Source organism: Acuticoccus kandeliae (assembly GCF_003073115.1).
In genome coordinates, this window is sequence record NZ_QBBV01000004.1 from 636826 (window position 1) to 649037 (window position 12212).

Sequence of the window (12212 nt, forward strand, 5' to 3'; positions counted from 1 at the left end):
GCCCTCACGCCCCCTGCCGGAAGGCCATCGACAGGATGGCCGACTGCTCGAAGGGCGGCGCGGCGAACCCGCCCACGATCTCGCCCTGGCTCATGACGAGGATGCGGTCGCAGACCCCCATCAGCTCCTCGATCTCGGAGGAGATGAAGAGCACCGCCCCGCCGCCCGCCGCGAGGCGATCGGCGAGCGTGTAGATCTCGTATTTCGCGCCGACATCGACGCCGCGAGTCGGCTCATCGAGGATGAAGACCTGCGGCTCGCGCATCAGCCACTTGCCGATCACCACCTTCTGCTGGTTGCCGCCCGAGAGGGACTTCGCCGGCTGGCGGCGGATGTTGCCGGCCTTCAGGCGGACCTGGTCGGCGACGAAGCGCGTGTCCTCGTCGAAGGCCTCCGCGTCGATGAGGGAGAGGGGCGGACGGGCGAAGCGGTCGACGGCGACGAGGGCGAGATTGTCGGCGATCGGGGCCTCCATCATCAGCCCTTCGGCGCGACGGTCCTCCGTCACGAAGGCGAGCCCCGCCTCGATCCGCGCCCGCGGCCCGCCCGACAAGGGCTGCCCCGCGATGGTAACGACGCCCTCGGTGTGCGGGTCGAGCCCGAAAAGGATGCGCGCAAGCTCGCTGCGGCCCGACCCCATCAGCCCGAAGAGGCCGAGGATCTCGCCGCGATGGATCTCGAACGACACCTTCTCGAGGACGCCCGGCTGGGAGAGGTCGGTGACGGCGAAGACCGGATCGGCCGTCGGGCGGGAGGTGCGCTCGGGAAAGAGGCCCGTCAGCTCGCGCCCGATCATCGCGCGGATCATGCGCGGGATGTCGAACTCGGCGGCCGGCGCCGTCTCCACCAGCTTGCCGTCGCGCAGCACCGCGATGTGTGTGCAGAGCGCGGCGACATCGCCGAGGACGTGGCTGATATAGATGATCGTCTTGCCCTGCGCGTTCAGCCGGCGGATCACCTCGAAGAGGCGCACCGTCTCGCGCGGGGTGAGCGAGGTCGTCGGCTCGTCGAAGATGATGAGCTCGGCGTCGCGGTGGAGCGCCTTCGCGATCTCCACGAGCTGCCGCTCCCCCGGCGACAGATCCTCGATCAGCGCGTCGGGCGACACGTCGAGATCGAGCGCCTCCATCAGCTCCTTCGCGCGGCGGCGGATCGCGCCGCGATCGATGAGGCCGTGCCACTTGGGAAAGCCGTCGACGAAGAGATTTTCCGCGACGGTGAGGTTGAAGAAGAGGTTCAGCTCCTGGTGGATGAAGGAGACGCCGCGGGCGGTGGCGTCCGCCGCGTCGCGCGGCGCGTAGGGCTCGCCCCGCCACAGCATCGCCCCGCCCGACGGCTCCACCACCCCGCCGACCATGTTCATGAGCGTGGACTTGCCCGCCCCGTTCTCGCCGATGAGACCGAGAATGCCGCCCTCCGGCACGTCGAAGGAGACGCCCTCCACCGCGTGGACGCCGAAGAAGGCCTTCGAGAGATCCTCGAACCGCAGGAGGGCAGTCATGTCGCGCGCTCCCGCAACAGGCGCGTGCGCAAGACGTCGAGCATCGCCGCGGCCAGGATGACCCCGCCTTTCACCATGTCGATGTGGAAGGAGGAGAGGTTCATGAGGTTCAGCGTGTTGGAGAGGAGCACGAAGAAGAGGACGCCCCAGACCGTCCAGATGATCTTGCCCTTGCCGCCGAAGAGACTCGTCCCGCCGATGACGACCGCGCCGACCACGTCGAGCAGGAACGCGCCTTCGCCGAGTGTCGGGCGGCCGGCCTCGAGGCGGGCCGAATAGAGGATGGAGCCGGCCGCCGCGCACGCCGCCGAGATCATGAAGACGAGCACGATCACCCGCTTCACCGGCACGCCGGAAATCTCGGCGGCACGGCGGTTGGCGCCGATCGCGGTGACGTAGCGGCCGAAGACGGTGCGCGAGAGGAGGATGTGCGCGCCGATCGCGATCAGGACGGCGATCACCATCGGGTAGGTCACGAAGGAGTAGATCTGCCGGCGCGGAATGCGCGGCTCGTCCTGCGCGCCGAGATAGACCGAGACGATGTCGCCCTTGCCGAGGTCGACGAAGCTGTCGGGGAGCGGGCGGATATTCTCCGACTGGGTGAGCCAGATCGCGAGTGCGCCGATGCCGATGAGGCCGACGAGCGTCACCATGAAGGGCGGCATGTTGAGATAGGCGACGGACGCGCCGTTGATCGCGCCGATGATGAGCCCGGTGACGAGCATCGCGCACACGCCGAGGAGGACACCATAGGGCACGCCCGCGAGCGGACCGCCCTCCTCCGTCAGCACCGTGCCCCAGAGAGGTGCATTCTCCAGCACCGCGCCCGACCCGCCGACCGCGAGGAGCGCCCCGCCGACGACGCTCGCGAGCCCGATGACCGAGCCCTGGCTGAGGTCGATGCCCGCGATGGTGAGGACGAAGGTCTGCCCCACCGCGACCACCAGGAGCGGCCACATGTTGGACAGGATGTTCGACACGTTCGCCGGATTGGAGAGGGTCGGCAGGAAGGGCAGGAGGACGAGAACGTAGGCGAGCGAGAGATAGAGGACGAAATAGTCCGACAGGAAGAGGTCGCCGACGCGCCGCGACAGCCGCGCGGCCGCGGACCGCTGCCCCCCGGACGGCCGGCGCACGCCGAGGCGCGGCGTGGTGTGCGCCGGCGTCGCGGTGGCGGCCGGGCTGGGCGCCGACTCGCCTCCCGGCCCGTGGGCCGGGAGGGGGCGCGTGGCGTTGCGCGCGGCCTCGCTCACTTCTTGAGGAAGCCTTCGGACAGGAGCACGCAGCCCCACATGTCCATCTCACGCTCGCCGAGATTGGCCGAGGTGAGCGCGAAGCCCGGATCCTCGATCACCTGGTTCGGGGTGTACTCGCCCGAGTCGATCGCGGAGAGGATCGCCTTCAGCGACTGGTCGGCCTCGAAATAGAGGTCCTGCACGCCGGTCGCGTCGACATAGCCGTCCTTGATGAGCTGGCAGGCGGTGGCGTCGCCGTCGAGCCCGCCGAGGAGGATGTGGCCCTCCTCGCCGGACTTCTTCCACATCCCGCGCGGCTCCAGCACGGAGCGGATCGTCGGGAACAGGAAGTCGGAGGAGGTGAAGATGAGATCGATCTTCGGGTTCGCCGTCACCGCGGCTTCGAGGTTTGCGAGCGCCGTCGCCGCATCCCACTCCGTCGCGACTTCGATCGGGGTCTCGAAGCGGTCCTTGTGCTCGCCGATCGCGGCGTAGAAGCCTTCCTTGCGGCCGACGGCGTTCGGGTCGCCGAGATCGCCGACGAGGATCAGCGGCTGGAGCTTCGCGCCGTCACCGGCCTTGGCGAGGGCCTGTTCGGCGAGGAAGGAGACGGCCTGGCCGGCGATCGTCGCATTGTCGGCGACGACGACGATGCCGCGCGACAGGTCAGAGGGCGGGCGGTTGAAGACGGCGATCGGAACGTCATTCTCCTGCGCCTCCTTCACGATCGTGACCGCGCTCTCACCGTCCTGCGGGATGATGATGATGCCGTCGACGCCCTGGGCGATGCAGTCGCGCACCTGCTCGAGCTGGCGGTTGGCGTCCTCGTTCGCGTTGCGCTCGATGACGGTGTGGCCCTCGTCCTCCAGCGTCTTGGTGATGGCGGCGTGGCCGGCGACCCAGAACTCGGTCTCGAGATCCTGGAAGGCGAAGCAGATCGTGGCCGCCGAGGCCGGGCCTGCGATGGCGGCGCCCGACGCGGCAAGCACCGCGCCGAGACCGAGTTTCGTCAATCGATTCATGAAATTTCCTCCCGGTTGATGTCAAAAGGGCGGGTGGCTTCTCAGGCCGCCTCGCCCGGCTCGCAGATGTCTTTCACCGAGGCGAGGACCGCCTCCGGTGCGAACACGCGATCGAGCCATCCCTCGCGGAAAATCTTCGGCTCGGCTTCGCGGATGGCGTGGAGCGCGCCGTCGGAGAAACGCCCTTCGGGGAAGATGCCGAAGGCGATGGCGAGCTCGATGTTGAGGTGTCCGAGCATGAAGTCGATCGCGGCCTGCTCGGGGACGCCGCGGCGCACGGCTTCGTCGGTCGCCTTGCGCAGCGCGAGGGCGAAGGTGGCCCCCACCGTCTCGGAGAGCGCCGGCTCCAGGATCGCCATCTGCTCGACCGTCACGCGGTGCGAGCGCATCACCGGCTTGTAGATCGTCCGGGCGACCTCTTCGCACAGGGCATAGTGCTCTTCCGGCCCCTGCATCAGCGCGCACACGATGTGCTGCTTCGCCTTCACGCCGCCGAAGAAGTCGAGCCGGTCCTCGTTGTTCTCGTCGTTGAAGATCGGCGGATGGCAGGGGTGGGTGACGAAGTAGGTGATGTCGGCGCGCGCGGGGAGTTCGCCGGCGTGCGGCGCGGCGGCGTCGAGCATGATGATGGCCGCGCCCGCCTTCACCTCGTTGATGATCTCGTGCGCGATCTTGCCGATGAGGCGGTCCGGCGTCGCCATCACCACCACGTCGGCCTCGGCGAGCGCGGTGTCGCGGTCGACGCAGTCGAACCCGGTCGCCGCCTTCAGTCGCTCGCGCCCGGCGGGCGCCACCTCCACATGGGCGACGTCGAAGCGGGAGCCCTTGAGGTTCGTCGCGAGGCGGACACCCATTTTCCCGCCCGCGCCGAGCAGCGCAATTTTCGTCATGATCGTCCTCCTGGGCCACCGGCCCTCAGTTGTTCGAAGAAGTTGGGCGGGCCCATCTGTCCGCCCTTGAGCGCGATCTCGAGGCCATCGGTCGCCGGGTCGTCGCCGTGCCCCTTGAGGAGGGCGACGCCGGGCGCCAGCGGCGCTTCGGCGGTCACGGCATAGAGCCCGAGCCCGCGCGCGGCCGCGCTCGAGGTGTCACCGCCGGCGATGGCGGTGCGGGTGAGACGTGCGGTCCGCACGATCTCGTTGAGGATGAGGCCGAGACCCTCGCCGAGGCGCGCGTTCACCGCCTCTGAGGAGGCGCCCGCGGTCGCGATCGCCTCGCGTAGCGCCGCGACGGCCGGATCGCCCGGACCGCGCGCGGAGTGGATGAGGGGATCGCCCCCCTCCCCGATCACCTTGAGCGCGGCGCCCACCGCGCGCCCCCGCTCCGCCTCCCACGCGCCGGGATCGATCGCGGCGCGGGCGTCGAGGGGGATGAGCACGAAACCGTCCGACCCCGCGGTCGCGATCTGCTCGGCCGTGATCGGCGAGCAGGAGCCGGAGACGACGGCGACGCGGTCGGCCCGCCGCGGCGGCGCGGCGCGCGGCGCCTCGGGCGCGAGGCCCGCCGCACGCCAGGCGGCGACGAGCGCATATTCGACGCCCTGGGAGCCGAGCGCGAAGAGCTGGCGCTCCTGCGCATTCTCCCAGACGAGCGCGCCCGCGGCCGCGAGCGTCGCAGCGTCCACCACGTCGAGCGCGACGATGGAGCGGCCCGCGGCCCGCTCCGCGGCGAGCGCGGCCGCGCCCGCTCCCGCGCCGAGCGCCCGCAGGTCGACGAGGCCGACGCGCTTCTCCGTCTGCTTTTCGAGGTGGCGGCGCACGTCCGCCTCGTCCATCGGCGTCACCGGATGGACGGACATCGTCGGATGCCGGTCGAGCCGGAAGACCTCGCGCCCGGCCGCCGCGAAGAGCGTGCCGAAGGCCTGCCAGCGGCCGATCTCCGGCGCGCCGATGAGGAGCGGCGCCCACGCCCCCTCGCCCATCCCGAGATCGGCGGCCTTGCCGATGGAGCCGACATGGGGGGCGGAATCGAAGGTGGAGCAGACCTTGTAGTGGACGACCGGCGCGCCCGTCGCCCGCAGCGCCGCGTAGACCGGCGGCAGGTTCGCCTCCATCCAGGCGGGCCCCTTGGCGCGCGCCTCCCCGGCGATCCCGATGCCGCGCAGATCCCCGAAGCGCGCGAGGCGCGCCGCGTCCGGCGTCTCGAAGAAGAGGACCGAGGGAAAGCCCGCGAAGGTCAGCACCTCCATCACCGCCGAAGCGCCGGTGAAGTCGTCGCCATACCAGGCGACGAGAGGTCCGGCCGGAAGGCTCATGCGTAGGCCCCGAGCGCGGCGGCGAGCGCCGGCCGGCCGCGCGCATATTCGTCGAGCGGCGTGCCCGCGATCGCCGCCGCCCACGCATCCTTGAGGCTCGCGACACCCGCCGCCGGCCCGTTCGGATGGGCCATGATGCCCCCGCCCGCCGCGAAGATGAGGTCTGACGTGCCGAGCGCGCGATAGGTGCCGGGCGCCTGCTTGGCGGACTGGCCGGACGAGAAGACCGGCATCGCGATGCACGGCTTGTCCTCGTACATCGGCGTGAGGCAGGCCCGCGCCGAGGCGATGACGCTGTCGTCCGCCTCGCAGAATTTGTTGGAGAGGCCGTTCACGTGCATGTGGTCGGCGCCGATGAGGCGCCAGAATTTCTGCCACGCCACGTAGGAGAACCCGAGGAGCGGGTGGCGGTCGAACATCCCCCACCCGTTGCGGTGGGCGTGGATCGGCAGGGCGCAATGGCGGCGGAAGGCGGCCATGCCGACGAGTCCGACCGAGTTGAGGCTCACCATCGCGCAGGTGCCGCCGAGTTCGGCGACGAGGTCGTGGCGGCGGCGCATCTCGTCGTGCTCGCCGGTGACGTTGAAGGCGAACATCACCTTCTTGCCGGTGCGGTCCGCGTGGCGGTTGATCACCGCCATCACCGCGCGCGCCCGGTCCTCGAACGGGCAGCCCGGCCCGTCGGACTGAAGCTCGTCGTCCTTGATGAAGTCGATATCGGCGGCGCAGAGCGTGTCGGTGAGCGCGGCCGTCTCCTCCGCGGTGAAGCCGATGCTCGGCTTGATGATCGTGCCGATGAGGGGCCGCCCCTCCACGCCGGAAAGGCGGCGCGTGCCCTCCACGCCAAAGGCCGGACCCTGATAGGCGTCGGCGAAGGCGCGCGGGAGGCGCAAGTCCAGGAGCTTGAGGCCGGAGAATTGCTTCAGCTCGAAGAGGTTGCCGGCGACCGTCGCCATCAGGTTCGGCAGCGACGGGCCGATATTGGCGAGCGGCCAGGAGAGGGTCACGCGCGCGCGGCGGTGCGGGGCATCGGCCTTGCCCGCGCCCGGCAGCGCGGGCGCCTCGACCGGGCCGAGATCTTCGAGGTGCACGACCTGCGCGGCGGCGCGGGCCTTCAGTTCGGGCGTCTCCCCCGGCACGGGGACGAAGGTGCCGGAGGATTGTTCGCCCGCCATCGCCTCGGCGGCGGCCTCCAGCGGGTAGGCGGTCTCGATCAGATAGTCGGCTTCGAACCGCTCGCTCACCGTGCGCCCTCCGCAATGAAGGCGTCGATGTCGACGGTGCGGCCCGTCTCGGCGGAGCGGTAGGCGGCGAAGGCCATCGCGAGGGTCTCCAGATTGTGTGCGCCCGAGGGCTGGGGCTCGGCGTTCCCCCGAAGGACGTCGACGACGTGGCGCTCGAACGCGGCGACCGAATCCTGCACCGCGTGCCAGGGCGTGGCGCCCCATGCGGGGACGGCGGGCTCCACGTCGATCTCCTCGAGCGCGCCGTCCTTGTGGATGCGCAGGCGATAGTCGCCCGTGACCTCCAGCGTCCCCGCGTCGCCCTCGATCCAGGCAAGCGTCTGCGGGAACGGGTCGGGCACGATCTTGGAGAAGAAGGAGCACTCGATCGTGGACACGACGCCCGTGTCGTGGCGCAGCGTCGCGACGAAGGCGTCCTCCCCGGCGATGCCGGGCTTCAGGCTCTGGGTGCGGCAATGGATGTCGGCCGCGTCGCCGATGAGAAAGCGGATTGCGTCGAAGAGGTGGATGCCCACGTCCATCAGCGCGAACTGCTTGGTCTTCGCCAGATAGGGCTGGTTCGCGTAGACGTCGTAGCCGTGGCGGAAGGCGAGGCGCGCGTAGGTCGGGTTGCCGATCACCCCGGCCGCGAGCTTCTCCTTCAGCGCGATCAGCGGCAGCTGCCAGCGGAAATTCTCGTGGACGAAGAGCGGCTTGCCGGCGCGCTCGGCCGCGTCGACCATCGCCTTGCCGTCGGCGAAGGTCTCGGCGAACGGCTTCTGGCAGATCGTCGTCGCGCCGTGGGCGAGCGACAGCTCCACCAGCGGGCGGTGCGACTCCACCGTCGTCGCGATGTCCGCGAAGTCCGGGGTCTCCGCGCCGAACATCTCCGCCGCGTCCGCATAGGTGCGCGCGATGCCGAACTCGCGGGCGAACGCCTCGGCCTTGCCGGTGTCACGGTCGCAGACGGCGACGATCTCCGCCCCCTCGGCGTCGGCCCAGCCGTGCATGTGGTTCTTCGCGAAGAAGCCACAGCCGATCAGGACGCCGCGGAATGGTTCGCTCACAAAGTCTCTCCTTCACCGAACAGAAAAGCGACGTCGAGCGGGTCGAGGCGCGCCCCCTCGGCGATCGGCGCGTCATCGAGCCAGCCCGGATCGGCCGCCGCGTCGAAGGTCGCGACCGAGAGGACCGCCGCGCCGCCCGAGAGGTCCGCCGGCGCCGCGCCGAGATTGGCCGCGACGCCGCAGAGCCCGGCCCGCCCCTTTGCGCGGACCGTGACGAGGCCGTCGCGCCGCGTGATGTCGGCGGAGGCGCCCGCGAGATGGGCGAGCGCACGGGCGACGTGGAAGAGCGGATAGGCGTGGGACTTCTTGCCCGCCATGAGGCCGAGCGGCCCTGACCCTAGCGCCGGCGAGAGGCTCTCGATCCCGGCCTCGGCCGCCGCCGCCACGACCCCGACGAGGAAGGCCGCGCCGAAGAGGCCGCGCTGGCGCGGGTCGGCGAAGGCCATCGGGATGCGGCCGAGCGAAGGGTTGTCGGCGACGGCGCTGCCATAGGGGTTGGTGCGCATGCCGATCGCCGAGAGGCCGAGCCGGATCGGGCGTGCCCCGGCGATGTGGCGCGCGCTCGCATAGAGGCCCGGCAGCGTCTCCAGCGTCTCCAGCACGGAGGTGTCGTCGGCGGCGTGGACGATGGCGCACGTCCCGAACGAGACGGTGTCGCTGTCGAAGGCGGGCCGGCAGCGGTTGAACTCGGTAAAGTTGGTGAGGACGCCGCCCGTGATCGCGGCCTCCGGGAAGATCTCGCGCGCGGCGGCGGCCGCCTCGGCGAGGGTGCGCTCGGGCCAGGGACCGGAGGGCTGGATGCTCGCGAGATAGCCTTCGGGGAGGGCAAGCACGCGCTGCGGCCGCACGCCCGCCGCCGCGCACGCGCTGCGCACCGCGGCGAGCGCGTCGGTCATCGCCATCGCGTCCGGCAGCTCGATCTCGAGTTCCACCGGGAGGTCAAGCTGTGCGGCGCGGCGCAGGTCCGTCCCCGCCCGATCCGGCCGCGTGCGCACCTGGACCGCCGCGAACGGGATCGACCCGAGCGCCGCGTCCGCGCGGGGGCCGAGCGGGGCGCGCGCCTCGTCAAGCGCGAGGGTGATGTCCGGAAAGCGGCCCTCGCCCGTCGTCGCGCCCGCCTTCTGCGCCTTCGCGGGGCCGGGCGTGAGGGTGAGCGTGATCGTCTGCTCGATCCGTTCGCCGGGGGCGAGGTCGTATGGCCACGGGAGGGAAAGCGGGCGGCAATAGGTCTTGAACGACGCGTCGCTCCAGTTTCGCTGGTCCTCCATCTCGAAGACATCGCCCTCGAAGGCGATGTCGACGCCCACCCCGTGGACGGAGAGGGACATGCCGGCGAGGTCGAAGGCGGGCTGGCTGGGAGAGATGAGGGTGGGAAAGGCGAGCTCGTCGCGGCTTCCGTCCGGGCGGTGCGCGGTGAAGGGCTCGCCGACAACCCCGCTCAGCGGATGGAGGACGACGAAGCCCGCGCGGTTCACCGTGAAGGCGCGCCGGGGCACGAGGACGAGGCTCGCGACCAGCGTCGGCGTCGCCCCGCCCTTCGCGACCACGCGGAAGGTGCCGTCGAAGTCGTCGTCGCCGACGGTGAAGTCGCGCTCATAGACCGCGCCGTCGCCGTCCTCGCGGAAATCTTCGCGCACGGTGTGGGTCGGCGGCGTGCCCCAGTCGGCGTCGCGGACCGGGTAGTCGATCGCGCGGACGATCTCGGTGTCGCCAGCTCGGATCCAGCGGATCGCGCCGCGATCGATCGCGAACGCGATGCCCTCCGTCTCCACGAGCCGTGGTGTCTCAGCGCGCGCGCTGGTGCCGAAGCGGGCGATGTCCGCATCGGTGCGCGCGGTGGCCTCGGTCGACCCCATGCGACCGCCTCCCCGTCCCTGTGGCGGCCCGTCAGGCCGCGTGCCAGCCCGTCGCGGACCGAGACCCACGCGCGCTCTTATTCTGATCTACTCATTATACCAGGACACCCTACCGCCGCAAGCGACGGAGGGCGTCATTGGGCAAGGTGCGCCCGGCGATAGAGTTCGTTCGCGCGGGTCAGATGGTCGGTCATCGCCTGCCCGGCCGCGTCCGGGTCGCGCCGCTCGATCGCGTCCGCGATCTGGCGGTGCTCGGCGATGGTGAGCTGTTCGAGGCCCGGCACCGCGACGAGGTCGACGTGGAAATGGTTGAGCCACCCGAACACCGCCTCGGAGACGGCGGGCCAGATCGGGTTGCCGCTGATCGCTGCGATCTCCCGGTGGAAGCGCCCGTCGAGCGCGCGGAAGCGGACGGGCTCGCTCGCCGCCGCCTCCTGCTCCTCGATGAGGGCGCGCAGGCGCTTCACGTCCGCCTCGGTGCGGCGGCGGGCGGCGATCCTGGCGATCTCCCGCTCCAGCGTCGCCCGCGCGTCCTTCAGATGCTCGAGGTTGGCGGGGGAATGGACGAGGAGATGGCGCATCGTCTCGCCGATCTGCTCGACCATGTGGCCGAAGGACGGCTCGCTGACGCGCGCGCGCTCGCCGTGCTTGATCTCGATGAGGCCCATGCGCGCGAGCGCCTGAAGCGCCTCGCGCACGGCGGGGCGCCCAACCCCCAGCGTCTCCATGAGGTTGCGCTCGGAGGGCAGCGAGTCGCCGGGCTTGAGGGTCCCGTCCTTGATCATGTCGAGCACCCTGTCGAACACGTCGTCCGACAGTTTCCGCCGCTGGATCGGCGCGCTCTCCATCAGCATCCGTTCTTTCACGCCCCCTCCTGTCCTGGCGAGCAAATTGACCACCCTCGGCGACTGGTATAATCATTAACACGCCCTGGGTCGACTGGGCGCAATGCGGGGCCGCCCAAGACTTACCCGCCAAAATGTAAAAAATGACTGGGAGGGACTTCATGACCATCGCGCGCGCGACGCTCGCGTCCTTACTCGCCGCCACCGCTCTCGCCGGCGCGGCCTCACTTCCGGCGCTGGCGGCCGACAAGCCGGTCATCGCGCTCAGCAACTCCTTCTACGGCAATGACTGGCGCCGGCAGATGGTCGATTCCTTCACCGCGGCCGCGGAAGAGGCGAAGGGCAAGGGGCTGATCGCCGACTTCGTCGTCCTCAATGGCGACGGCAGCGTGCCGCAGCAGCAGAGCCAGATCGCCGATCTCATCCTGCGCGGGGTCGACGCGATCGCGATCAACGCCGCTTCCGAGACCGCGCTCAACGACATCATCACCAAGGCCTGCTCCGCCGGGATCGACGTGATCGCGTTCGACAGCCTCCTCACCGCCGACTGCGCCCACACGCTCGGCTTCGACTTCACCGAGTACAAGACCGAACAGGCCAAGGCGACGATCGGCCTCATCGGCGACAAGGGCAACGTGATCGTCGTGCGCGGCGTGAAGGGCTCCGGGCCGGACGAGCAGATGTATGCCGCGCAGATGGCCGTCCTGAAGGACCATCCGAACGTCAACATCGCCGCCACCGTCTACGGCCAGGCGACCGCGCCGATCGCGCAGGCCGCGATCGCCAACGTCCTGCCGAGCCTTCCGAAGATCGACGCCGTGTTCGGCCAGGGCGGCAGCGACGACTACGGCATCGCCCAGGCGTTCGAGCAATATGGCGGCGAGTATGAGGGCGCGATGCCGGTGATCGAGGGCGGCGGCAGCGCCGACTTCATCCGCTGGTGGGCCGCCCAGCACGAGGCGAACGGCTACACCACGACCTCGATGAACACGACGCCCGGCATCGGCGGCGCCGCCTTCTGGGTCGCGCTTGCCCTGTCCGACGGCAAGGACGTGCCGAAGGAGATGACGATGCCGGTCGCCGTCGTCGAGGAGGCCAATCTCGGCGACTATGCCGACATGCCCCAAGGCCGCATCGTCAGCCCGACCTACACGCAGGAATGGGTGGACGAGAAGCTCCTGAACGCGGCCGACTGATCCCAGCCGCGCG

Annotated in this window: 10 protein-coding genes; 1 reads left to right on the plus strand and 9 read right to left on the minus strand. The window is 70.3% G+C overall.

Annotation, left to right across the window (positions count from 1 at the left end; all coding sequences use genetic code 11):
• Positions 1–4 precede the first annotated feature (4 nt).
• The 9 genes from DBV35_RS26065 to nanR all read right to left on the minus strand — a co-directional run bounded on the left by DBV35_RS26065 (position 5) and on the right by nanR (position 11024).
• Positions 5–1501 carry a sugar ABC transporter ATP-binding protein gene (locus tag DBV35_RS26065; RefSeq protein WP_205648875.1) on the minus strand — a complete coding sequence of 499 codons (1497 nt, stop codon included), beginning with the start codon at positions 1499–1501 and terminating at the stop codon, positions 5–7.
• Complete coding sequence (locus DBV35_RS26070; protein ID WP_108663300.1) at positions 1498–2754, minus strand: ABC transporter permease; 1257 nt, start codon at positions 2752–2754, stop codon at positions 1498–1500. Before DBV35_RS26070 ends, DBV35_RS26065 begins: the two co-directional genes overlap by 4 nt.
• Positions 2751–3758 (minus strand): sugar ABC transporter substrate-binding protein, encoded by a 1008-nt coding sequence (locus tag DBV35_RS26075; protein ID WP_108663301.1) that lies wholly within the window; start codon positions 3756–3758, stop codon positions 2751–2753. Before DBV35_RS26075 ends, DBV35_RS26070 begins: the two co-directional genes overlap by 4 nt.
• Positions 3759–3799: 41 nt before the next feature.
• Positions 3800–4648, minus strand: a complete 849-nt coding sequence (locus DBV35_RS26080) for a phosphogluconate dehydrogenase C-terminal domain-containing protein (protein WP_108663302.1) — start codon at positions 4646–4648, stop codon at positions 3800–3802.
• Entirely contained in the window at positions 4645–6012 is a 1368-nt protein-coding gene (locus tag DBV35_RS26085) for a four-carbon acid sugar kinase family protein (protein WP_108663303.1), read from the minus strand. Before DBV35_RS26085 ends, DBV35_RS26080 begins: the two co-directional genes overlap by 4 nt.
• Positions 6009–7256 carry a ribulose-bisphosphate carboxylase large subunit family protein gene (locus DBV35_RS26090; protein ID WP_108663304.1) on the minus strand — a complete coding sequence of 416 codons (1248 nt, stop codon included), beginning with the start codon at positions 7254–7256 and terminating at the stop codon, positions 6009–6011. The genes DBV35_RS26085 and DBV35_RS26090 overlap by 4 nt, the downstream gene beginning before the upstream one ends.
• Positions 7253–8302 (minus strand): Gfo/Idh/MocA family protein, encoded by a 1050-nt coding sequence (locus DBV35_RS26095; RefSeq protein WP_245944097.1) that lies wholly within the window; start codon positions 8300–8302, stop codon positions 7253–7255. Before DBV35_RS26095 ends, DBV35_RS26090 begins: the two co-directional genes overlap by 4 nt.
• Entirely contained in the window at positions 8299–10158 is a 1860-nt protein-coding gene (locus DBV35_RS26100) for a D-apionate lactonase family protein (RefSeq protein WP_108663305.1), read from the minus strand. The genes DBV35_RS26095 and DBV35_RS26100 overlap by 4 nt, the downstream gene beginning before the upstream one ends.
• 134 nt (positions 10159–10292) lie before the next feature.
• Positions 10293–11024 carry a transcriptional regulator NanR gene (nanR, locus tag DBV35_RS26105; protein ID WP_245944099.1) on the minus strand — a complete coding sequence of 244 codons (732 nt, stop codon included), beginning with the start codon at positions 11022–11024 and terminating at the stop codon, positions 10293–10295.
• A gap of 140 nt (positions 11025–11164) precedes the next feature.
• On the opposite strand from nanR, the gene DBV35_RS26110 reads away from it, so the two are divergent.
• A complete protein-coding gene (locus tag DBV35_RS26110; protein ID WP_108663307.1) occupies positions 11165–12199 on the plus strand; it encodes an ABC transporter substrate-binding protein in 1035 nt (344 codons plus the stop codon).
• Positions 12200–12212 lie beyond the last annotated feature (13 nt).

What these genes read in the sequence shown, in the direction of transcription:
- DBV35_RS26065 (WP_205648875.1), bottom strand. Translation starts at nt 1,501, where the DNA reads ATGACTGCCCTCCTGCGGTTCGAGGATCTCTCGAAGGCCTTCTTCGGC.
- DBV35_RS26075 (WP_108663301.1), bottom strand. Translation starts at nt 3,758, where the DNA reads ATGAATCGATTGACGAAACTCGGTCTCGGCGCGGTGCTTGCCGCGTCG.
- DBV35_RS26080 (WP_108663302.1), bottom strand. Translation starts at nt 4,648, where the DNA reads ATGACGAAAATTGCGCTGCTCGGCGCGGGCGGGAAAATGGGTGTCCGC.
- DBV35_RS26085 (WP_108663303.1), bottom strand. Translation starts at nt 6,012, where the DNA reads ATGAGCCTTCCGGCCGGACCTCTCGTCGCCTGGTATGGCGACGACTTC.
- DBV35_RS26100 (WP_108663305.1), bottom strand. Translation starts at nt 10,158, where the DNA reads ATGGGGTCGACCGAGGCCACCGCGCGCACCGATGCGGACATCGCCCGC.
- DBV35_RS26110 (WP_108663307.1), top strand. Translation starts at nt 11,165, where the DNA reads ATGACCATCGCGCGCGCGACGCTCGCGTCCTTACTCGCCGCCACCGCT.